This is a genomic window from Zobellia galactanivorans, from assembly GCF_000973105.1.
Lineage (GTDB): Bacteria > Bacteroidota > Bacteroidia > Flavobacteriales > Flavobacteriaceae > Zobellia > Zobellia galactanivorans.
The window spans coordinates 5,005,229-5,028,421 of sequence record NC_015844.1; the positions used below are offsets into that span (position 1 = coordinate 5,005,229).

Genomic DNA, 23,193 nt, shown 5'->3' on the forward strand with positions numbered 1-23,193 from the left:
CTTTGCAAAACAATAAGTACTATAAATTTTTAATTACATTACAATGAGTAAAGGAACAGTAAAATTTTTCAATGATACAAAAGGATTTGGTTTTATCACTGAAGAAGGCGTTGAAAAAGATCACTTTGTACACGTTTCAGGATTAGTTGACGAGATTCGCGAAGGCGATGAAGTTGAATTCGATCTACAAGAAGGCAACAAAGGTTTGAACGCAGTGAACGTAAAAGTTATCTAATACATATACTTTAAGTTTTACAAAAGCCCATCTTAATCGATGGGCTTTTTTTGTGCCCAAAAATTTTACCCGAACAGCTTCCCGACATGCACAGTGCCTTCGTTGTGGCGGCCTCAACTAGGCCAGCCAAGGATCCGGATCAATTCCCAAGCCATTAAAAATTTAATAAGGACAAGCGCCCCATTCGTCTATAACTTTAAGAGTTGTATAGATATAAATGCGGTATTGGTCTATATACTTCTTCCCCTTCAATTTATAAGACTACTTTTGCAGCTCTATAAACAAGTACTAAACATAAAGTCATGAAAAAAGTAATAGCATCGGTGGCTCTCGTAGCCGCTTTATCAAGTTGTAATAGTGTAAAGAACGTAAACACATCCAATGTAGCGGATGCCGCAACACTGTTGAGTTCATTGAGCTCAAATTCGACCGTTCAACAAGTGGCCAGTTTATTTAGCCTATTGGATACGGATAAGAACGAAGCCATCAGCTCAACGGAAGCTATCGGTTCGGTTTCGGAGAACTTTGAACAATTGGATTCGGATAACAATTCAAGTCTTAACCTTACGGAACTACAAGGCCTTCTTGCTTTGCTGAAATAATAGGGGAGGAAAAGTATCGTATAACTAGGCGTGTTCTATTCGAATACGCCTTTTTTGTACCCTAAATTTAAAATACCGTGGTTTTCTACATCTATAGAATCCCCCAATTCATAGATTGAAAACATCCCCTCGTCTAGTTTGCGATAAAAACAGCCATGTGAAATTAAACCGAGGTGAAAAATAAGTGTCAAAGTAGTGATCGCAATCCTAAAAGTTTAACTTTTTAAATCTTATGCATCATGAAAACAAACATTAAAACATACGTAGTAGCTTCTTTATTTTTAATTGCATGTACTGTTTCGGCTACGGCCCAAACCCGTAAGCGTACTAGCACAAAGGTCACAACGACCAAAACTGTAGTGAAGACCACCCCGAACAGGGTATCGAGCAGAAAAGTGGTCTACAGAACCCCAAAAAAGAAGGTGGTATCGGTAAGAACCGTGCCCAACAGAACGGTTATTAGGCACAAGGGCAATGACTATTACTATTCCAATAATAAATTTTACACCGTATCACGAGGACGATACATTGTGATAGCCCCTAAAATTGGCTTTAGAATAAAAACCCTTCCTTCAGATTACCGAAGGGTACGTTTTAACAACCGGGTGTATTTTTATGTGGGCGGAACCTTCTATACCGAGGTAAACTCAGAGTACGAGGTAGTAGAGCCTGAAGTAGGCACCATAGTATATGAGCTTCCCGATGGTTATGAAAAAGTAAATATAGACGGGCAAACCTATTTTGAGTTCGCCAACATCCTTTATGAAAAAGTACAGGTAAATGGCACGAGAGCCTATGAAGTGGTGGGTATCATAGATATGGAGTAAGCGTAAAAACACCTGTATGCAATAAAAAGGGCGGCTACCGACATAAGGGTAGCGGCCCTTTTTTATGGCCCGGCATAGCAAAAAGCCTATCGTATCGATTAACGGTCATCACAGGGAATTCACCAGCCCCATTTCCCATAAAATAAAAGGCCCATTTTGCATAAAGCCTTCAAAATAAAGATGTAGTTTCGCGCGGCATAAAATTTTACGATTACGGAGTACAATTATTCCGATAAAAACAGGAGGAAGGATGAGTGAAGCGTTGGAAGGAAGCCCAGAAGTAAGCTTAGAGGAAGTAGAGAAGTGTATTGCCGTGCTAGAACGATTGGTGGCCGACACCGATCAGATATTCGAAATCCCAAAAGAACAAAGAACCACGCTCATAAAGGTGTCGGGGCAATTATCCCGCCCGAGTAGGGAAGAGTTCTCGAGAAGAAAAAAAGACGCCAAAAAAGCGGCCAAGCGAAAGCAAGCGGCCAAAGACAAAAGTGCCCGTAACCAGACCGGTATTCGACACGCCCGTGAGGCCTCGGTGTTTGTGGCCCCAAAATTACTGGCTGCGGCCGACCTAGCGGCAAAGGATACTCCAGAATTGGAATCGCCCCGCGACTGCTACGTCTGTAAGGCCAAATTCACCAAGCTCCACCATTTCTACGATACCATGTGTACCGAATGCGGAGACCTAAACTATGCCAAACGCTTTCAAACGGCCGACGTAAAGGGCCAAGTGGCAGTGATTACAGGTTCACGCCTAAAGATCGGCTACCATATCAGCCTAATGCTCTTACGCGGAGGGGCCACTGTTATTGCTACCACCCGTTTCCCCGTGGATTCGGCTCTACGCTTTTCCAAAGAGGCCGATTTTATGGAGTGGGGCCATCGTCTTAAAATACACGGACTCGACCTAAGGCATATTCCCAGCGTGGAAATTTTCTGCAACTACATTGAGCAGAACTACGAAAAGCTTGATATTCTCATCAACAATGCGGCCCAAACCGTCCGGCGTCCGGCAGGTTTCTATGCCCATCTCATGCTAAATGAAGAAAGGCCCTTTGAGAGCTTACCCAAATTTGCGCAAGATGTGCTGGCCGACCATAGGAGTTGCCTAGGAGAGCTTAACGAACTCACTTCCGCGGCATCCTCCAACAAGAACATGCCCGTTTCATGGCACGGTCCCGAACCCGGCATCGGTTTACGCTCTTCCGCAAGATTGTCGCAGATCCCCTATAGTTTTGACGCGAGCCTAGTCGCCAAGGAGGTCTTCCCCGAAAGTGAACTGGACGCCGATTTACAACAAGTAGACCTGCGTAAGACCAATAGCTGGCGTTTGAAATTGGGAGCCATTGAAACCACTGAAATGGTAGAGGTACAATTGGTAAATTCCGTAGCTCCCTTTGTCTTGTGCAACCGCCTTTCCGAAATCATGAAAAAGGAAAATACCGGGCAAAAACACATTATAAACGTATCGGCCATGGAAGGTAAGTTCCACCGATTTTTTAAGGAATCGCGACACCCCCACACCAATATGGCGAAAGCCGCCCTGAACATGCTTACCCATACGGCTTCGGGTGACCTGGCCAAATTCGGTATTTATATGAATGCGGTAGATACGGGCTGGGTGACCGATGAAGACCCTGCGGAATTGGCCAAAAGAAAGCAGGAAGTCCATGATTTTCAACCCCCATTGGATATTGTTGATGGTGCCGCCAGGGTAGTGGACCCCTTGTTCGACGGTATCAATACCGGAAAGCACTGGTGCGGAAAGTTCCTAAAGGATTACTTCCCGATTTCTTGGTAGTAAAAAGCTTGGCGTTTAGGCCGTGACGGTACGGGAGTGTTCCATAAAGTGATTTTCTAGGCGCTTCAACTGCGGATGGGCTTTTTCGGCATAGATTACAAACTGGCTTTTCTTAATGCTTGCCGCCATGGCGATCAGGCCTGTAGCTTCCTTTTTGTTCGATAGGAATTCGGCATCGTCGACACTAATGATCTTCAATTCGGAAATACTTACGCCATTGGTCAGAAACAGGTTGTGAAGCGTTTTGGGCGTGGTAATCAAAATATCGATACCCAAGTATATTTCGGACTTCTGCACGTCTATATGCAGCTGCTCGTAGCTGGCATACACCCGTAACGAACTGTATTTGGTATATTCTATAAAGGTTTGGTACAGTTCCAGCACCTTCTCTTTGTTCTCTACCATAACCACCGCCCTTGGGGCGTCTCCTATAGCCTCGCATTTTAGCTTTTGCAAGGTGGTCAAGACCAAAGTGGTCGTTTTTCCACTGCCTTGCTTAGCGAAGGCAAAGACATTTATACCACTTTTGATTACGGGAATGCTACTTTTTTGAAAGGGCGTTGGCGTTTCAATTTCCAAACGCTCTAAATTCTCAAGCAAGTGGGGATGTAATTTTCTAAAGGGCATACGCTTTATCTACTAAAATTGAGGTTCTTAATCCGATGTGTTCCAAAACGCAAAGATAGGGACAACCATTGGTGAAAGTGAAATATGGGCGACAACTTATTTTAAATTGAAGATCGGCCTTAAAAAAAAACGGAATTACCGTCTTTCAGGAGCATGCCAGAGAACGCCAAGACAACAGCCCCCAAAGCCCAATCGCGTAGCGCCTGTTAAAAACTTATGTAAAAGCCTTATGTAAATCTGTAAGGTAGGTCTTCGTAGAGGTGGTAAATTAGAGGGGTATAAAAAAGAAAGATATAGAATCGCGGGTATTATAGAAAGGATGGCATCAACAACTATATCCCATTGTTGTTAGCCGTAATACCCCCCACTCAACTGTAACATTAAGAACTTGATCAAGTCTTTAGAAAAAGAAAATTGATGACTAAAAAACTGTTTGACATATTACTAATACTATCATTGCTGATTCCAAATTTAGCAACTTCCCAAAGTATTGTTTCAAGTGTAGACAGCCTATACAAAGTAAATAATAATCAACCCGGATTTTCAATAGCTGTGTTTAAGGGGAACGAAATCCTGCTTGAAAAACAATATGGAACGGCTAATCTTGATTATGGTATTCCAATAACAAATGAAACGGTATTTGATATTGGTTCAATTGCAAAACAATTTACGGCAGCAGCAATTTTGTTATTAGAGAATGAAGGGAAATTATCTTTAAAAGAACCCGCTTACAAATATATCGATAAGCTTCCTAGATATAAAAAAGGCGACCCAACTATAGAACAATTGTTAAATCAAACTAGCGGAATACCGGAAGTTGACCCATATTTCTATTTAGCAGATTTATCTTTTAACGACTTACTTACACAATCTAGAGTTAGTAATATCATAGTAAATTTAAAAGAGCTCAACTTTAAACCTGGAGATTATTTTGAATATACTAACACAAACTACATTTTGCTTGCTAATATTATTGAAAAAGTATCAGAAAAACCTTTTGTAGAATATCTACAAGAGCATATTTTTTCACCACTGAAAATGGAAAGTACCATCAAAAAAAATAATACGTACAACATAATAAAAAATAGAGCTATAGGGTATATTGAAGATGAAGGAGCTTACTACAAAATGCATTTGCACTCTGCAATCTACAATGGAGATGGTCAAATTATGACTACATCAAAAGATATGTTTAATTGGCATCAAGGAATTCGTAATTCTACTATCGGCACACCTGAATTGTGGAAGAAAATGCATACTAAAGCAAAGCTAAATGATGGAACCATAATCGACTTTGGGTTAGGAGTTGAATTTGAAACACATAACGGTTATTCCGCTATGGGATTTGACGGTATGATCATGGGAGGGTTCGTTTCGAAATACTTGTACTTTCCAGAATTGGATATTGCGTTTTTTACCACACAAAACACTTTTGAAGAGGACTTTGAAGAACGATTCTTTCAGCTTGTGGATTTATATATTACAAACAAAGAGCAAGATAACACGAATCAAAAGTTAGAGAATGTGATTATTGAACTTCCTAAAGATGAGCTTAAAAAATATGAGGGTTCTTACATCTTTCTTGGTAATGAATATGAAGATATAAGAACTGGAACAATTAAACTAAAAGAAAATATTTTAGTTTTAAAAACAAGAGATGGAGAAGAAATAGGAAAATTAGAGCCTCTTGGTAGTCAAAAGTTTTTGATGGGTGGCAACATTATTGAGTTTGATACTCAAGCAAATAAGAAACAATACAAATTTTATGCAAATGAAAACGAAAAACCTTGGCTATTCAAAGAATTTGAACCTTACGGGCATACAGAATTAGAATTAAAAGAACTTGAAGGTATTTATTTAAATAAAAGTTTACAAGTAGCTAAAGAAGTTAAATTTGAAGATGGTAAGTTGCAATTACATTATGGACGAGGAGCATACAGCGTTGAAATGAAAACATTATCTAAAGACCTATTCAATATTCCAAATTACCCAATACAATTTAAAAGAAATAAAAATGGAGAGATAATTTCGATAAAAATTATGGGATTGGAATTTGAGAAAATATAATTACTATGGCTAACAATAGTAAGCGTTGCACAAATTCCTAATTCCTAAAATATAGGCGCGTATAACCGCTTTTTAAAGCGGTTTTGTCTTTTAGACCACTGGCCAACCTATTTTTTTTGGGGTAACTTACATATTGACGAACATTAAAACAAACGATAATGAAAACACCTTTTAAGGTATTGTTTTTACTCTTCTTGACTATTTTTTGTACAAAATCTTTTTCACAGAAAATAGTTGAATACTACGAACCATTAAAAAATGATAGCATAAGGGTTGGAATAGGAGAAAATGACTTTTTGCCTTTTATTCAAAAAGGTTATACCCTAATGCTTCCTGAAAATAAGCAAATAAAAGGTGTGCTCATTTTCCTCGAAGATTCAAAGTATGACAATAAGAACAGGAGCTCAAAGCAGATGTATACTCAAGCATCGGAAAAAGGCTTTGCGGTATTATCTGTTTCAACCGAAATTCCTCTTGATTTTTACTTTTCTAAATCATCTATGATTTCTACGCATAAGCTAATTCAAGAAATCTTTACTACCCAAAATTTACCAAATGACAACATTTTCTTTTTAGGAACTAGTTTAGTAGGGCATCGAGCAATGCGGTATATTAAATTTATGAAAGAGAGTGATTTCGAATTTCAACTCAATATAAATGGTATTGTCATTTGCAATTTTACGATGGATTTTACAAGAAAATGGTATCAACATAAACGGGATATAAGAATTAACCGAATTGACCTTTGGGAACCAAAATTTATAAACTATCTATTGGAAACGAACTTGGGAGGAACACCAAAAACAAATCCCGAAAATTATTACAACTTCTCATCATATAGTTATTTTGATGAAAAGAATGAAAATGTTAAGATTTATAAAGACTATAATATTCGAGCCTATATTGAACCCGCAATAAAATATAAGCTGACAAAACAACTAAGAACGTTATACGAGAATAATGCGACAGACATGGTTGGATTTTTAGCTGAATTGGAACTGGATGGAAATAAAAACACAGAATTAATTGTTTTACAACCCGAAGACAATCCATCAGAAAAAAAGAATACTCAATCAACTTGGGATGCCATAAATAAAGATGAACTTATGGATTGGATCCAAAAGCAGACGAAAAAATAACTACGCAGAAAAAGGGTTACAATTAAATGATAGAAAATATTATACATAACAATGAAAATTTAAACGTTTCATTAAACAAGAAAAAAATAGAGGTGAGCGGATATTTTTCAGACGGATCTAGGGCATTTTTGCTGAATTACGGCATTTTTGAAGAAACCAGTATTAAAATTTATGATTTTAAGGTATTTAGAAAAAGGGAAGGCTTAGGAACAAATGTTCTAACTGAATTTGAATTATGTTCAAAGAAAAACGGTTTTAAAAAAATATTTGGTGAGCTAACTAACAACCCCGATTATTCTCCACCAGAAGTCTTAATTGGGTTTTATAGTAAAATGGGGTTTGATGTAAGACCAAAGAAACGAGGAATGCAATATGCTGAAATATCAAAAAACATTTAGTTTGAAGATAATGATGATATAAATACGTCACTCAAATTAATTGTATTACAAAAGTAAATAACCGTTTACAGATACTTGAGCTTGTTTTCGCAAATGGACTTCCTACTTATACAGAGAACAAACGGAAACGAAAAAATATGTGCTTACCCATGCTTCATCGAAAGTTCACTACTTTTAATTCCCGCACTAACCATAAACAAACGCATCAGGTTTTTCCGTCTTCGCTCGGGTTTTTTCCGATTGAAACCTAAATTTGTATAAAAGCTGCGCTACAAATCGGGGAATGAACAGTTTAAAAGACATGCGATTTTTTCGTCCAATATTGTATAATTTTTGGCGTTTTATATATTCATTGAATTTCTTTGGTCACCTGTGAATAAATTGTTCGTTGACGGAGGAAAAAAAAGGGAAGCCCCAAATTAGGAATAGCGGCCCATGAATAATTTATGCCAGAATGTCAAGACCGATAGAAAAATTAGAGAACTTATTAAGTAAGCCGCATAGAATAGTTGTTGTCTGTGTACTTTTTTCCGTTTTTTTATTTTTGCTATCCGCATGTTTTATTGAGGTGGCCAATTTTGCCTATGGCCTTACACTTTCCCTGGTAATGCCAATAATTATATCTTACCCCATATCCTTAGTGGTTATAGGTTATACCAAGAAGATCAAAAAACAGAAGCAGGAACTCGCTGAATTAGACATCATTAACAAAAAGCTGTTTACGTTAATATCACATGATATTAGGAGTCCCATGGCCACCTTAAAGGGTTTGGTCGACTCTATGGCGTTCAATGACTTCGATAGGGAAACGGAAAAAGAGTATTTGGGGCGCCTGTCAAAACACATTGCGAACCTTGATCTATTTTTAACCGATTTATTACAATGGTCACAAGACCAAATTCAAGGCAAACCCGCAAAATCTTCCTTGTTCAAGTGCAAGGAAACCATTGTCCAAATCGGGGGGTTGTTCGAAGCGATGCTACTCGAAAAACAAATAGATTTTACCCTGGGCGATTTGAACGGCACCATATATGCCGACCCGCGGAACTATGCTTTTGTGGTTCGAAATGTTTTGCACAATGCCATTAAGTTCACCCCGAAAAAGGGTAGCATAAATGTTTGCCTAAAAACGGAAGGCCATGAGGTACATACCATAATCAAAGATTCTGGAGTGGGACTTTCCAAAGTAGAAATAGATACCATATTCGAAGGTGAAAAGCTCTTTACCCAATTGGGTACATCAGAAGAAAAAGGAACCGGGTTCGGGCTAAAGGCTTCTATAGATTACCTAAAGAAAAACAAGGGCAGGTTAAGTATAGAGAGTACGCCGGGGAAAGGGACGAGCGTTTCTATAATACTGCCGAATTCGCCTCTTCCGGCGTAATGGTCCACAAAATTCCTTTTATACCCAATTTATAAAATAGGCTGTAATTCAAACCTTCGGCATTCTTATTAAAATAGAATTTACCCTTATCGGTGGCCTATCCGTCCAATTCCCAAATTTTACAGAACAGACACAAAACCTTACCGATTATACAATTGTATGACCACCAAATAGCCTTCCAAGATACATTTGTATTGATGGTTTGGGCCAGCTTAATTGTTTCCGCTTGATACCATCCCATTCCCTCCAATTTCCCCCCTGACCATATAGTCTGACAAAAGTACTCCCGCTTTGTTGATTTTATTCATCTTTAAAAATTATAGATCATGGCATGTAGAAGCGTATCAACATGGATTACCGAAAAGATTTTAACCCCGGTTTCCCGATTCATTACCGAAGCCAAGGAAGTATGCGAAAACATAGGGCAATGGGTAGAGGAGCAGGTGAACCAACCCATTGAAGAATGGGTGAGCCAAGAAGAGCGCAAATGTAAAAGACAAAAGTGCAAATGGTGGTGTGCTTGCTGTAACAAGTGGTTTTGTTGGATTGTGGTCGTCGTAGTCAAGGTCGTTACTTGGGTCGTGGTGACCGTTACAAAATGGGTGGTCACCTTGGTATGCCAAATAGTGACCCATGTGATAGGGATCGTGATCGAACTCGTCCTTAAAATAATTCATAGATTGGTAACCTTTCTGGTTTGTCTTTTTACCGATCCGCTTCAGGCCTTCAAAACCTTGTGGGACCTTTGGAACGATATTGTCGACACCATTGAAGATATCATTGATTTTATCGGGGTATTGTTACAGGACCTAAAAGGCATGCTTTCCGACATCGGTCGATTGTTGGAAGGACTAGGACGAACATTCTGTATATTCGGGAAGGTGCTGTGCTCCATATTTACCGCTATTTTCGGTTTTTTCAGCGGCATATTCGCTTGGCTCGAGGATATTGTCGATATTCTTGCCGACACCTTAGAAGGACTCAAAGATTTAATCGTTGGCCTGTTAACCTTTAATTGGTGTAAGATACAAGGGGGACTTGGTATTTTAAACATTTTCAGGTTGATTCCTTCGGTCACCCGCTTACTCGGCCAGGTGTTCTACGTAGGCCCCAAGGGACTCGTAGAAAAGGCCAAGATCGAAAATATAATCGAAACGGCCCTTGAAGAAGTTTTTTCAGATGACCCTGAAAGATTGGAACGCTCTAAAAGAAAAGCGCGTCTTGGGGGGGACCCTATCGGAGTTCCACTTACAATAGATCCCCGTCGTCTGGCCATCAGAAGCTCCGATTTTTTAAGACGCTTGCACAATGAAGGCATTTTAAATTTACACGCCTTGGCAGGAAGGGTCTCTAACTGTAGCGGTAAGTTTATTTATTCGGCTTTTGATGGAGAGGTCGTATATACGGGCACATCTACCAAAGTAAGCCAGAGCGATCTCGACGACTTTATAAGTCTTGGGCCCAATTCGGTACCTTCCTTTACCGCTTATCCCATTAAGAAAGCTACGTTTAAAAGATATCTCGACCTAGCGAGAAGAAAAGGCTTTCAAATCGGCCTGAACTTTACATGGCCTTCGATTAAAGATTTGGTCGTAAGCTCCTTGCAACACGTTCCATTACAATCCGATACCACCGATGATACGGCCCAACGCGAGTTATTTGCCTTAATGGGAAGACCTGTCGAAAATGAAGATTTGAGCACCGTTCCCACCGTAGCCGTCTTCGGGTATCGAGATCTTAGCCTAAACGGGTTAACCTCATGGTACAGGCCTGAACTGGAAGAATTTAGTCCGTCAGGCGTTACTTTTAGAACCCGTTTTCCCGAAGTAGCCTTAAGGTTCGTTCCCATTCATGAAATAGGTCACTATTACGGGTTAAACCATGAAGATCATGACAACCCGGCCTTAATCATGTGGACACCCAAAGAAGGCGGAGGAATTGTCAAGGCCATACCGGAATATCTGCTCTTATCGGGAGAGGCCAATTTCACCCTTGACGATGCCGAGGCTACATGGAACTACATTACCACCACCCAACAGGCAAGAGACAGCATACTGCCATAACCTTGAGAAAATGATCTATATCGTAAAAGACTTAGCGAGTTTGGAAGAACTGAAAAGCAATCCCAATTTAAAGCAGGTCTACAGAAAAATACAATTGGACGAAAACCTGCCGCTTTCAACTCGGTATTCCAAGCAACTGAACAAGTACTACTACGCCTGTGGTTGCCAAGAAGGCTCAATGGCGGTATTTGCCTGTATGGTAGGCATGGCCACCGCTTACTTTGTTACGGACGGACAGTTTTTCGATACCTGGTGGAAGGGAATCGCCGTATTGGTCATTGCGGCCCTTTTAGGAAAAACCGCTGGTATCGTCTACGCCAAATTAAAGCTGAACGAAACCCTTAGGGCCCTTAAGAAGGCCTTGGCCACCACCTGAGCGTATAGCTTGTTATGCCCCTATGAATACAGAATCAAGAAAACCCCGATCATAATGCCCGCTAGGGGCACCAGTTTCTTGCGTTTATTCTGTTCTTTAAAGATGAGTCCACCTACCACCACGGCAATGAGTATCTGGCTGCGTTTAATGGCGGAAAGTAACATAATCAACGCATCGGGGTCTTGCAGCGCCTTAAAGTAAAAGTAATCCGCTATTTGCAACAGTATGCCGACAAGCGGAATGGACCAACGCCACGTAAAAGCTTTTCGCTTTTCCGCGTTTGGAAACCAGGTGATACTCAAAATAACGAGTAGAATAAGAACGGTGTAGAAACAAAACCAGAATTGTAGGGTCTGTGGGTTCAAGGTAAGACTCTGAATAAGGAATTTATCGTACAGTCCGCTAGAAGCCCCTAAAAAGGTAGCGCCTATAATGGCGAATATCCATTTGTTACTTTTAAAGTGGATGCCTTCCTTTTTGCCGATCCTGGAATACAGCAATACCGAAAATATAATCAGAAAGAACCCCACCCATTGCAACCCGTTGGGCTTTTCCTGGTAAATGGTAATAGCGCCTATAAATGTAAAAAACGGACCTGCGGACCGTATGGGCGTAACTATGGTAATGGGCAAATGTTTTAGCGCCTGATACGCCAACAACCAGGAAGCCGCCATGATGGCAGACTTTATAGCAATGTACCCATGCGTTTGCCACGGGATATTCGTAATGTAGAAGTTTAGACTTTTCATATACTCCGGATACCAAGCGGAGCCCACATAAAAAGGCAGCAACAGCAAAAAGCCCGAAGAAATGGTGCCCAAAAGCACCGGAAAGACTTCATTGCCCTGAACGGCATGTTTTTTAAGCAGGTTATGAAACCCTAAGAATAAAGCGGCCAGAAGCCCAAGATACATCCACATACAGCGCGCGAAGATATTGGTTTTTTAGGTTTTGAGCGTCGTCCGCCGTATTGTTTTCCCGTAGGCGGAATCTATTCTAAAAAGGAGTAGGAGTTGGGTAATCCACAGAAACCCGGTTTACAACAAAGTTTCTGAATTCTATTACACTTTTCTGTAATAGATATCTTAGTATATTTTAATATATTTAGTCACTCCAAACCACGTACAGACCAAAATGTATAAAATCTTATCCTTAGATGGCGGCGGCAGTTGGGCCATTATACAACTACTCACTTTACGGGACCGCTACGGGAATATGAACGGGCATGAGGTACTCCGTAAGTTTGATCTGGTCATTGCCAATTCCGGTGGAAGTATTGTTCTGGCTGCCTTGGCAGAAAATTATTCTATAAATAAGGCCATTACCTTGTTTAAGGATAAAGAAAACCGAGAACGTATTTTTCATAAGAATGCCTTTTGGGACCGCTTTTTTCCGGTAGATTATTTACGTTTTTTCGGTATTGGATTTGGACCAAAATATAGTGCTACTAAGAAAATGGAAGCTTTTGAATATCTGTTTCCAGAAGTAGATAAGGTGCAGATGTCAGAATTGCCAAAAATCATTGGTAAAGAGTCCCTTAAAATTGTGGTCTGTACTTATGATGCGCTAAACAACCGGGCTAAGTTTTTTAAATCCTATGCGTTAACGCCATCGCGCTATGATTCCGTGCGGCTTACGCAGGCCATTAATGGTTCTTCTAATGCTCCGGTGCAATATTTTGATTTTCCGGCACGGTTTAAAGCACAAGAGAGCGGGGTGTTTTTTGAACTTTGGGATGGCGCCCTTGGCGGATTCAATAATCCTATTCTAGCGGGTATTATTGAGGCCTATAAACTAAAAGTGGACTTAAAGGACATACAAATTGTTTCCCTTGGTACCAGTAATGCGTTAATGTCTTCGGATAATAAAGAGACGTTTTGGAACTGGAAGCTAGACACCCAACAACACCGAAGAAAGAAATGGGCGTTTCATAAATTTAAACCACAACTCAGTTTCTTTATGGAAACCGTTTTTAACCAAGCCAAGACCATTTTATACCAACCGCCAGATACCGCCAATTATATGGCCATGATGTTTTTTAAAGCCACCACAGGCAAGAATTTGAATGAAAGCATCATACGGCTATCACCACTTATTCATTTTGATGATAAGCTGTCTACGGAAGCCGTACCGCTCATAAAACAACTGTATGCGCTAGATATGGACCTGACCAAAGATGAACAAGTGGACTTGCTCCTACAATGTTTTGATGCCTGGAAAACTGGAAAAATTTACAACCAACCCATTGAATTTGAAGTCGAAAGAAATAATGACTTGTTATTTATTTCTGGCGATAGATGGTATCAGGATGGGATGGATAGGTGGGTGCAATGGGGTAAAGAAAAAAAAATATGAAGTATATATATTTGAATGGGAAAAAGTCGGTAAAGGTTCAAATGAACCAAGATATTGTTGAAAATGTATATATCAATGATGCACTCTACGACTTTAAAGAAGATAATATAGTTAATTCCAATAAAATGGAATATGCTATAGAAGTAAAACGTAAAATGTACAGCCAATTCTTAAATCATCAATTTGAGAATTTGAATGTTTTAACAGGAGCAGGCTCTTCCATTGGAGTAGGTAAAACGAAAAAAGGAAAATTGCTGTCTCACCTTTGGGACGATTCAGTATCAAAAATCACAGAGAAAAAGTTTTATAAGTTTTGTGAACTAGTTCGCTATGTAGATAAAGATAAGACATCGGGTAATTATGTCAAGAATTTAGAGAAATTATTATCGCTTGCTAATATAGCTAAGGATTATGTCAAGGATAAGGCAGAAGAAGGTGAGGAAGAAGTAGACATAAAGTCAATAATTTCAAAAATAGAAAGTCTTATTAAAGACAATTGTACAATAACACTCCCTGAGGATAATCCGCACCAGGTTTTTTTAGAAAAAATCACAAAAAGGAAAGTAACTTTCCCTAGAGCAAAGGTATTTACTCTTAATTATGATACGTTATTCGAACAAGCTGGACGAAAAAGCAATTATACAATAATTGATGGCTTTTCTTTTTCCTTGCCTAGAACTTTCAGTGGCAGAAATTTTGATTATGATATTGTTTCTAGAAGTTTAAGCAGAGTAAAGGAAGATGATAATTTTATTCAAAAAGTATTTCATTTATACAAACCGCATGGTTCTGTTGATTGGTCTAAAGAAAATGGAGATATTCTTCAAAAAGAAAAGGTAGACTATGCCCTAATGATTTACCCTAAAGATAGTAAATATGAAAGTTCGTATGAACAACCGTATTTTGAAATGATGTCACGTTTTCAGCAAAATTTAAGAAATGAAAATGTATTGTTAATTTGTATCGGATTTAGTTTTAATGATAAGCATATTGTTACTGCTATCATTGAAGCTTTAGAGCAAAACCCAAGTTTTCAGCTTATGGTTGTGAATAAAGGTATTGACGATTCTTCAGAAAATTTCAAACCTTTTTTTGAGGCTGCAAAAAAGTATAATAATATAGCATTAGTAGATGAAGAATTTGTAGATTTTGTTAAATATTATCCGGACTTAAAGTCTTACAGTCAAGAGAGTAATAATAAGATAATTATAAACAACTTGACACCAGATGAATAATAGTCCTTTTAACCACACTCACTTTATTGGTTACGTAAATCAGGTTACCCCTCAATTTGTTAAGGTTCATTTCCCATCTTCTGTTTTAATGAAACCTTTTTCATTTTATGGAGAGCAATTAAGAGGAGGATTAGTTGGTAATTATGTTGTAGTTGAAGGTGACCAATTTGGTTTTTTAGGTAAAATTCTTGAGCTTAGTCTGCCAGAAAAAGAAAGATTTCAATTAAGCGAAAAATCATTTAATACAAAAGAATTTCATCCAACAGGTAAAATTGAAATATTGCTTTCTTTTGAATTATTTAATCCAATGAAGATTGATAAAGGCTTGAATTCTTTGCCCATGATAGGGGCAAAAGTATTTATATGCTCTTCAAATTTCATTAAAAATTATTTTAAAGGATTTGGCCTAAAGGGAGTTAATAAAAGTGTCGCTCCTACCATTGAATTTGGCTGTCTAACCTATGATAAAACTACAATAGTCGAACTTTCACAACAAGCCCTTTTTGGGAGACATTGTGCAATAGTTGGAACAACCGGTGGGGGAAAGAGCTATACAGTAAGTAAATTAATAGAAGGTGTAACTTATAATAATAGCAAAACTATAGTAATAGATTCAACAGGTGAATATATTAATTTTGATGATGAAGATTTTTCTGAAAAATCGGCAAAACTATCAATAGATTCATTTTTTCATTATACAAACCTTGCGATTAGTGATTTATTTGTTCTATTAAGACCTTCAGGGCAAGTTCAAGCTCCAAAATTAATGGAAGCTATAAAATCTTTAAAAATTCTTCGAGTTTTAAAAAATAATATTGATGATGATTTTATTGAAAAAGTTGATGAGAATACTTTCTCAATTAAAATAAGTGAACAAGTTAGAGAAAATATAACAATACGAGATAATACAATTTTAAAGGCAGGACAGTTAATGAGACCCTATAATAGGGTCTATAATAAATTTATTAATGAGATAGAGAGTATAAAGTCTGATTTTGACATAAAATCGTTATCACTACAGATAGTCAAGGAATGTGTATACGATGTTGATTTCAACAATAAAGATAAGTGGGGAGGTAGAAATGATAATCATTTGAATAATTGTGTCAGCTTAATTCTTAGAATAAATAACCTTATAAATAACTCGAAATTCGATTCATTATTTGGTTTCAATAAAGAAAAAAATGAAAATGGAGAGTTGATTAATATAATCAATGACTTCATCAATAATGATAAAAGTTTATTGAGAATTAATTTTGAGTTTGTAGGTTTTGATTTTCAATCAAGAGAAATTTTATCCAACGCAATTGGAAAATATTTATTAGAAGAAGCTCGAGTTAGCAGGTTTAAAAAAAACCCTCTAATTCTATTTATAGACGAAGCTCATCAATTTTTGAATAAAAAAGTAAAAGATGAATATTTTGAGGCAACAGAATTAAATTCAGTTGATAGTATAGCAAAAGAATGTAGAAAATATGGACTGTTTTTATGTATTGCAACCCAAATGCCTAGAGATATTCCTAATGGTACCTTGAGTCAAATAGGGACATTTATTTCTCATAGACTTATTAATCATTATGATAAGGAAGCTATAGTAAATGCTTGTTCAAGTGCTAACCGAGAAACCCTATCTTTTTTACCGGTTCTCGGAGCTGGAGAAGCAATATTAATGGGAATAGATTTTCCAATGCCAGTTATGCTTAAGGTTAATATGCCGACAATTAAGCCTAATTCAGAAACGCCTCTATTTACTATTAAAACATTAAAGAAAAATTAAAACTGATATAATAACCTAATATAATTTCCAATTTTCAAAACAGTATTTACAAGCGCAATTCAGTACATTAAAATCTTCCCTCGCTTAGTTCAAAATATATGATTCAGGAAAAGTAAATAGTACCTTTGAAAGGTTTGTAAACGTAAATTTTTAGAGAATTAGAAGAATACATGAAAGAAGATACTCAAATAAAATGTCCAAACTGCGGTACATCAATAGATGTACAAGATATTTTGGCGCATCAACTTGAAGAAGAAATCAAACAAAAATACCAGTCTCAAATAGCAGTAGAAAAGAAACGTTATGAATTTGAGCAAGAGAAGCTGAGACGAGAAAAAGCGGAGTTTCTAGAGAAGAAGAAGCAAGAAAACGAGCTTTTTCAAGAACGTTTAGAAAATCAGTTGAAAGAGGGCAAGAAGGAGATAGAGTCCAAACTTAAACTCAAATTAAAAGAAGAACAATCTGAACAGTTTGATGCGCTACAAAAAGAGCTGAATGAGAAGTCTGAACAAATAAAAGAGCTCAATAGAACCAAGGCTGAAATTGAAAAACTGAAGCGCGAAAAATCTGAGCTTAAAGAGATTGCAGAAGCAGAATCTCAAAAGAAATTGAACGAGATTCTTATTGCAGAAAAGGAAAAAATCAAGAAATCTGAAGAGGACAAAAATGAATTGCGTTTTAAAGAAATGCAAAAGCAATTAGAAGACCAAAAGAAGCTTACCGAAGAAATGAAACGTAAGCAGGAGCAGGGTTCTATGCAATTGCAAGGCGAAGTTCAAGAACTGGCCATTGAGGAATGGTTGGCGGCTCAATTTCCGTTAGATTCCATTGAGGAAATTAAGAAAGGTGCTAGAGGCGGAGATTGTATTCAAGTTGTGAATACCCGTGCAGCCCAAAATTGCGGGTCCATTTATTACGAAAGTAAACGTACCAAAGATTTTCAGCCCACGTGGATAGAAAAGTTCAAAGCAGACATTAGAGATAGAGGCGCTAATATAGGAGTTCTGGTTACCGAGGTTATGCCCTCCGGTATGGATAGAATGGGTCTGAGAGATGGCATATGGATATGTAACTACGATGAGTTTAAAGGCCTTTGCGCCGTTTTAAGGGAAACCATTGTTAAATTGGATACGGCCATTAGTTCCCAAGAAAACAAGGGAGATAAAATGGATATGCTATATACCTTTCTAACGGGTAATACCTTTAGAATGCAAGTAGAAGCCATAGTAGAAGGCTTCACCCAGATGAAAACCGATTTGGAAAGTGAGAAACGCTCCATGCAACGCATCTGGAAGCAGCGTGAAAAACAAATTGAAAAGGTGGTCACCAATACCATTGATATGTACGGTTCCATAAAAGGTATTGCAGGAAATGCAATACAGTCTGTCAAAGCTTTGGAATTGCCAGGTGGCGATGATGACGATGAGCAACTATTCTAGGTTCAAATTACTCATAAAATTCAGCCACCTCATCCAACGGTTTCCGTTCGATATCCGGCACGTAGGTAGGCGACTTTGGATAGCCCACCGGCAGTAATAAAAAGGCACGCTCATTACTTGGTCGGTTCAATAACCTTGCTAAGAAATTCATAGGGCTAGGGGTATGGGTCAAAGTAACCAATCCCGCATTATGTATAGCGGTAATCAGCATGCCACAGGCAATGCCCACCGATTCGTTCACATAGTAGTTGTTGAGTTTTTCGCCATTGGCGCCAAGGTCGTGTACCTTTTTAAAAACCACGATCAACCAAGGGGCCACTTCCAAAAAAGGCTTGTGCATATCGGTACCCAAGGGTTCCAGGTCTTTTTTCCAACGCTCACTCATTCGACTCTCATAGCTTTCCTTTTCTTCCGCCTCGGCCGCTGCCCGTATCTTTGTTTTTAGCTCGGGGTTCGATACCGCACAAAACGTCCACGGTTGCTTATGCGCTCCCGATGGCGCCGTAGCGGCCGTTTTGATCAAGGTTTCTATAACTTCCTTGGGTACAGGGGTATCGGCATATTCCCTGATCGACCTTCTCTGCTTCAGATAGGTATAGAAAGCCTGGCTCTGTTTTATCAGTTCTTCTTGTGATAGGGCATTTTCTTGATATAGAACATGCGTATGGCCGTTAACGGAAATATGGGGTTTAGGCGACATGGTTTGAAGGCTTTTTTTGAACTGGGTTTTGCCTGCAAAGTTATTGGTTTTTTTAGAAGGCTTTCGTATTTATTTCCATTAGGAACTTTCTTGAAACCAAAAAATCCCTCAAACATCGTTCAAGGGATTCAATTCGATAAAGGCCTTGTACCTTGGTTAATTCAATAATTTACCTTGCTTGGCGGGAGTACCATATGCTTGTTGGAATTTTTTGGCATCCACCTTAAGTTCCTGCATTAGAACTTCGCTATCCATACCTTGCCTTAAAGTACGGTCGCCATAGTCGGTATAGCTCTTTCCGTTTATGGAATAGACCGTGGTATTCAGGTTGGGTACATAAACCACCTTTAGATTTTCAAAATTATTCTCCCTTAATTCGGCGGGCAACTGGTTCAAATCGTTCTCATATTGATGGTTGATCAGATCCGTTACCTGATATTTACCTTCCTTATTTGATATCGATATGGTCGTTACTACCGTATTATTTGACATTAAGGGAACGATTTTTTTATGTTCCGGTTTTAATACGCTCGCTATACCGTTTTGCTTATACTCCAACAATTGGTCAAAATTTACTTCGTGGAATGCCAAGGGCCTGGCGGCCCGGGCATTTTTTACAGCTTCTGGGTCTATTCCGAAATCGAATTGCTCGCCCGTTTGCTTCAGCGCTTCCACCAAATCGGATTTTCCCTTTTCAACCGTCTGTTCAAGATTATCATTACTTTGGGCTACAGCTTGGACCATAAAAAAGAGCAGTGCCATACCTATAATCGTTCTTAAAGTTTTCATTCTTTCTAGGTTTTATGTTTTTAAATTTTACTGATACCGTACCAAGTTCTCCAATGTGTGGCCGTACCTGTAGGATTGACATATTCTTCATAAGTGATCATTCGTTCTGTCCCGTTACAGGGTGACCAAGGATCGTTGAGTACTACATAATTGGTGCCAGCTATACTCACATAGCCCCGCACGGCCACTACATGGCCCACTACATCCGGTGTTCCATAGGCATAACCAAGAACATCTTTGTTGCAATAGATGCTTTTTTTCAGTTTATCCCAACTCAAAGCGGTGGTGTCTTCACTGTACTTTACTCCCGCAAAGGTAAGTTCAAGCCATCCCGGCCTGTTACAATCGTTTGTTTTAGGGCAACTTTCGCCCGTATTTTCAAAATCACAACAATTGGTCATACTAAACCTATGATTCGCCAAATCACATTGGCTCACGATTTTTCCTTCGTTTTGCGCAATCATCTGCGTTACCGCGGCCCAACACCAATTTCTGGTCTCTTGTGGCCTTAAAGTGTTGTTTACACTTCCGATTGTGGCACTAGGGGTGCAACAACTCTGATACATGACCATTAAAAGTACCCCACCAATTAGTTTGAATACATACTTTTTCATAATACGTGTTTTATAAGGTTAAAAAATAATTACCGAGGGAAAGATGAGTGTTAAAAATATACTGAAATACAACACATTAAGTTCAATAATGTGTAAGATGTAAGAAAAATTATACAACTAAACATCTTGAATGTATAAATCACATAAAGAGGCCGCACATACGCTCAAATTAATTTCAGCGCCCCATGCCCCTTACAATAAACCTTTTATACAGTGTGATTTACCATTAACACATATCTAGGTCCGTTTAAAAGAATTAATTTTTACATTCAGTATAAGTTTTGAACAATGGCCCAGGTTCATCCCCGTACCGCCGCTCCCTATGGGTTATATCTAAAAATCACTTAAAACAAGATATCATGGCAAAAACGGAATTTCACAAAATGGATTATTCAGGAGACTATCTAGAGGTAGGAGCCACGCACAACTGGTGGCTTACGCATAGCGACTATACCCGAGTAAATCTAACTAGTGTACAGGTTAACGTAACCGCACATCCTTGGGTCTTTTTACCGCATTATTACAGTCTTATACCTTCGGAACTATCGGTTGAAAACGTACGTTCAAGGGTAACCGAAAACGGCTTGGTAATGTATTTCAGGGTAAAAAATACAGGACCAAACCCCGTAGCATATTATGGAGTAGGCATAAGTTTTATAGACGAATAAATACAATATCATGGAAAAAAGAAAAAACAGAATCACCGTTCACGCTACCGAAAATGGAAAGATAAAGGCAACTATCATTCAACCTGAGGGGAAAATGAGAGCCCAATTAGTATCATCTGCCGGTACCTATACGGTAGAAATTACGGATCATAAGTTTCACGGCACGGTAAAACCGGAAATCTTTATGGAATTCAATAAAAACTTTAAAGTAGAATGGAAGCAAAATAGTGGCAAACTAACCGGTATTGATACTTCCGAAAATGGTAAATAAACTTTCTCTTGTAAAACTACAACCGACTGCTTTTTAGACACTTAATTGTAATAATACACCATCTATAACAACCATTGGCTTCCTGAAATATCAGGGAGCTTTTTTTAGGCCCTCGACCGAAGCGCCCCTTAATAGTTCACAGAAAGACCTTCCTGTAACACTCCACAATTCCCTCTATACCATCCTCTTAACTTCACGAACAACATTCGGTTATGCTTTGCGTTATCTTAATGTTTCCCCTAGTTGGAGGCTCTTTTTTAAGTCCAATTCATTAAAATCGCAAAAAAGATGAAGACCATATGTTTTTTTTGGGTGCTTCTGGCCGCCTCTCTATTTCCTAGCTATGGACAAAGCCTAGAAGAACTACCCTTATTCGACATCTCACAATTGACCTATGAGGGTGCCTTTCGCATAAAGGCCAGTACCAACGGCGTATCGGACCTCAACTATTCCCAAGGGCCCATTGCCTACAATTACGAGAACCATTCCCTTTTTATCGTCGGTCATGCCCACCAACAGGCCGTAGCGGAATACGCCATTCCGGAAATCGTAAAAAGCGAATCGCTTTCGGAGCTGAACATGGTAGAGCAACCTATTCAGGTTTTTAGCCCGGTACTATCGAAGGCCTCGGAAGGGAATCCCGAAAAAATAGATAGGGTAGGAGGCCTTTATTACGTAAACCAGGGCGGCCAGGCCAAACTGATCGTCAATGCCTATGAATATTACGACGCCCCTGCCGACAATACCTTAAGTACCTTGATCGTAAACGATGCCAATGCCTTGGAAACCTCATCGGTCAGCGGGTATTACCGCTTTGAAGGCAGTCCTCCGGCACATAGCTCGGGCTGGATATCGCCGATTCCGGAAGACTACCAAGAAGCTTTGGGCGGTGACCATATTACCGGTCACTCGAGCGGTATTCCGATCATATCAAGGGCCAGTGTGGGGCCCTCCGCCTTTGCCTTCGATATAACCGATGCCCTGAGCACCAGCAGTACGATAAAGACTACGACCTTATTGGATTTCAGTCTAACGAATCCCTTGCACAGCGACCTCAGCAACGAATCGAAGACCAATGATATATGGACGCATCTGTCTAGGGCCACCTATGGCTTTATCATACCCGGTACCCGAACCTATTTGACCATTGGCAGCAGTGGGGGATACGAAAGTGGTGTTTGCTATAAATGTGTACAGGACAACGGCAACCTTTGCGGCGGATATTGTACCCCACAGGCCAAGGACAATTACCAATATTACTGGCTGTGGGACATGAACGATTTGATTGCCATAAAAAACGGCACCTTAAAACCCTACGAGGCCCAACCTTACGACCACGGGTTTTTCAATACCCCGTTTCAGGCCAATGGCTCGAAAAAAATCGGTGGGGGTGCCTTTGACCCCAGTACCGGAAACCTCTATCTATCCGTTCAGAGCGGAGACACCGAACAAGGGACCTATGCCAGGCCACCCGTTATCGTCGTCTACAATACCAATGGAGAGGTATTGACCGAAAACCGGCCCATTGACACGGTCGAAATTTCAATGTACCCCAACCCGACCAAAGGAATACTCTATATAGAGGGACTCGGTTCAAAATCGATCATACAGATAAACGATATGGGCGGAAAACTGATACAAAGCCTTACTACCGACAAGGGCAAGTACGAACTCGATATGGGCCAACTCTCCTCTGGCGTCTACGTGGTATCCGTACGTGACCTGGCCAGCCGAAAGGTCGTTACCGAACAGATCATCAAGGTAGATTAAAATCCTTCGCCATAACCATCCCAACTATCGTAAAATAGAAAAGCAGAAGGCCGATAAGA

The 23,193-nt window shown here is 39.2% G+C and carries 22 protein-coding genes; 17 read left to right on the forward strand and 5 right to left on the reverse strand.

All coding sequences use genetic code 11. From position 1 onward, the window contains the following. Positions 1-43 precede the first annotated feature (43 nt). The 4 genes from ZOBGAL_RS20205 (at position 44) to ZOBGAL_RS20220 (ending at position 3,462) form a co-directional block, all read left to right on the forward strand. A complete protein-coding gene (locus ZOBGAL_RS20205; protein ID WP_013995610.1) occupies positions 44-235 on the forward strand; it encodes a cold-shock protein in 192 nt (63 codons plus the stop codon). 302 nt (positions 236-537) lie between these two features. Beyond that, on the forward strand, positions 538-837 hold the full coding sequence (locus tag ZOBGAL_RS20210) for a hypothetical protein (protein ID WP_013995611.1): 300 nt from the start codon (positions 538-540) through the stop codon (positions 835-837). A gap of 239 nt (positions 838-1,076) precedes the next feature. After that, on the forward strand, positions 1,077-1,664 hold the full coding sequence (locus ZOBGAL_RS20215) for a DUF6515 family protein (protein WP_013995612.1): 588 nt from the start codon (positions 1,077-1,079) through the stop codon (positions 1,662-1,664). Positions 1,665-1,914: 250 nt separating this feature from the next. After that, positions 1,915-3,462: an SDR family oxidoreductase gene (locus ZOBGAL_RS20220; protein ID WP_013995613.1), complete on the forward strand. Its 1,548-nt coding sequence runs from the start codon at positions 1,915-1,917 to the stop codon at positions 3,460-3,462. A 15-nt stretch (positions 3,463-3,477) separates the two neighbouring features. Here ZOBGAL_RS20220 and ZOBGAL_RS20225 read toward each other — a convergent pair whose 3' ends face one another. Further along, positions 3,478-4,089, reverse strand: coding sequence for a DEAD/DEAH box helicase (locus ZOBGAL_RS20225; protein ID WP_013995614.1), 612 nt, complete (start codon positions 4,087-4,089; stop codon positions 3,478-3,480). Between the two features lie 417 nt (positions 4,090-4,506). Here ZOBGAL_RS20225 and ZOBGAL_RS20230 point away from each other — a divergent pair, with 417 nt between their 5' ends. The 6 genes from ZOBGAL_RS20230 (at position 4,507) to ZOBGAL_RS20255 (ending at position 11,516) form a co-directional block, all read left to right on the forward strand. Continuing rightward, on the forward strand, positions 4,507-6,156 hold the full coding sequence (locus ZOBGAL_RS20230; RefSeq protein ID WP_013995615.1) for a serine hydrolase domain-containing protein: 1,650 nt from the start codon (positions 4,507-4,509) through the stop codon (positions 6,154-6,156). Positions 6,157-6,314: 158 nt separating this feature from the next. Beyond that, entirely contained in the window at positions 6,315-7,295 is a 981-nt protein-coding gene (locus ZOBGAL_RS20235) for a hypothetical protein (RefSeq protein ID WP_013995616.1), read from the forward strand. Between the two features lie 26 nt (positions 7,296-7,321). Beyond that, a complete protein-coding gene (locus ZOBGAL_RS20240; RefSeq protein WP_013995617.1) occupies positions 7,322-7,693 on the forward strand; it encodes a hypothetical protein in 372 nt (123 codons plus the stop codon). A 607-nt stretch (positions 7,694-8,300) separates the two neighbouring features. Continuing rightward, a complete protein-coding gene (locus ZOBGAL_RS20245) occupies positions 8,301-9,077 on the forward strand; it encodes a sensor histidine kinase (RefSeq protein ID WP_158499755.1) in 777 nt (258 codons plus the stop codon). A gap of 326 nt (positions 9,078-9,403) precedes the next feature. After that, positions 9,404-11,140: a phage tail protein gene (locus ZOBGAL_RS20250; RefSeq protein WP_013995620.1), complete on the forward strand. Its 1,737-nt coding sequence runs from the start codon at positions 9,404-9,406 to the stop codon at positions 11,138-11,140. Between the two features lie 10 nt (positions 11,141-11,150). After that, positions 11,151-11,516, forward strand: a complete 366-nt coding sequence (locus tag ZOBGAL_RS20255; RefSeq protein ID WP_013995621.1) for a hypothetical protein — start codon at positions 11,151-11,153, stop codon at positions 11,514-11,516. A gap of 20 nt (positions 11,517-11,536) precedes the next feature. On the opposite strand, the gene ZOBGAL_RS20260 is transcribed toward ZOBGAL_RS20255, so the two are convergent. Next, a complete protein-coding gene (locus tag ZOBGAL_RS20260) occupies positions 11,537-12,436 on the reverse strand; it encodes an EamA family transporter (protein WP_013995622.1) in 900 nt (299 codons plus the stop codon). A 214-nt stretch (positions 12,437-12,650) separates the two neighbouring features. On the opposite strand from ZOBGAL_RS20260, the gene ZOBGAL_RS20265 reads away from it, so the two are divergent. The 4 genes from ZOBGAL_RS20265 (at position 12,651) to ZOBGAL_RS20280 (ending at position 18,322) form a co-directional block, all read left to right on the forward strand. Then, entirely contained in the window at positions 12,651-13,871 is a 1,221-nt protein-coding gene (locus ZOBGAL_RS20265) for a patatin-like phospholipase family protein (protein ID WP_013995623.1), read from the forward strand. Then, on the forward strand, positions 13,868-15,106 hold the full coding sequence (locus ZOBGAL_RS20270; protein WP_046287618.1) for an SIR2 family protein: 1,239 nt from the start codon (positions 13,868-13,870) through the stop codon (positions 15,104-15,106). Before ZOBGAL_RS20265 ends, ZOBGAL_RS20270 begins: the two co-directional genes overlap by 4 nt. Next, positions 15,099-16,883: an ATP-binding protein gene (locus ZOBGAL_RS20275; RefSeq protein WP_013995625.1), complete on the forward strand. Its 1,785-nt coding sequence runs from the start codon at positions 15,099-15,101 to the stop codon at positions 16,881-16,883. Before ZOBGAL_RS20270 ends, ZOBGAL_RS20275 begins: the two co-directional genes overlap by 8 nt. Positions 16,884-17,053: 170 nt before the next feature. Next, entirely contained in the window at positions 17,054-18,322 is a 1,269-nt protein-coding gene (locus tag ZOBGAL_RS20280; RefSeq protein ID WP_013995626.1) for a DUF2130 domain-containing protein, read from the forward strand. Positions 18,323-18,329: 7 nt separating this feature from the next. Here ZOBGAL_RS20280 and ZOBGAL_RS20285 read toward each other — a convergent pair whose 3' ends face one another. From ZOBGAL_RS20285 to ZOBGAL_RS20300, 3 genes are all read right to left on the reverse strand, one after another. After that, positions 18,330-19,022 (reverse strand): nitroreductase family protein, encoded by a 693-nt coding sequence (locus ZOBGAL_RS20285; protein WP_013995627.1) that lies wholly within the window; start codon positions 19,020-19,022, stop codon positions 18,330-18,332. 156 nt (positions 19,023-19,178) lie between these two features. Then, positions 19,179-19,811, reverse strand: coding sequence for a hypothetical protein (locus tag ZOBGAL_RS20295; protein ID WP_013995629.1), 633 nt, complete (start codon positions 19,809-19,811; stop codon positions 19,179-19,181). Positions 19,812-19,831: 20 nt separating this feature from the next. Further along, positions 19,832-20,425 (reverse strand): C39 family peptidase, encoded by a 594-nt coding sequence (locus ZOBGAL_RS20300; RefSeq protein ID WP_013995630.1) that lies wholly within the window; start codon positions 20,423-20,425, stop codon positions 19,832-19,834. Between the two features lie 359 nt (positions 20,426-20,784). On the opposite strand from ZOBGAL_RS20300, the gene ZOBGAL_RS20305 reads away from it, so the two are divergent. The 3 genes from ZOBGAL_RS20305 (at position 20,785) to ZOBGAL_RS20315 (ending at position 23,134) form a co-directional block, all read left to right on the forward strand. Continuing rightward, entirely contained in the window at positions 20,785-21,093 is a 309-nt protein-coding gene (locus ZOBGAL_RS20305; protein WP_013995631.1) for a hypothetical protein, read from the forward strand. A 10-nt stretch (positions 21,094-21,103) separates the two neighbouring features. Beyond that, positions 21,104-21,364, forward strand: coding sequence for a hypothetical protein (locus tag ZOBGAL_RS20310; RefSeq protein WP_013995632.1), 261 nt, complete (start codon positions 21,104-21,106; stop codon positions 21,362-21,364). Positions 21,365-21,652: 288 nt separating this feature from the next. Then, positions 21,653-23,134 (forward strand): T9SS type A sorting domain-containing protein, encoded by a 1,482-nt coding sequence (locus ZOBGAL_RS20315; protein WP_013995633.1) that lies wholly within the window; start codon positions 21,653-21,655, stop codon positions 23,132-23,134. Positions 23,135-23,193: the final 59 nt, after the last annotated feature.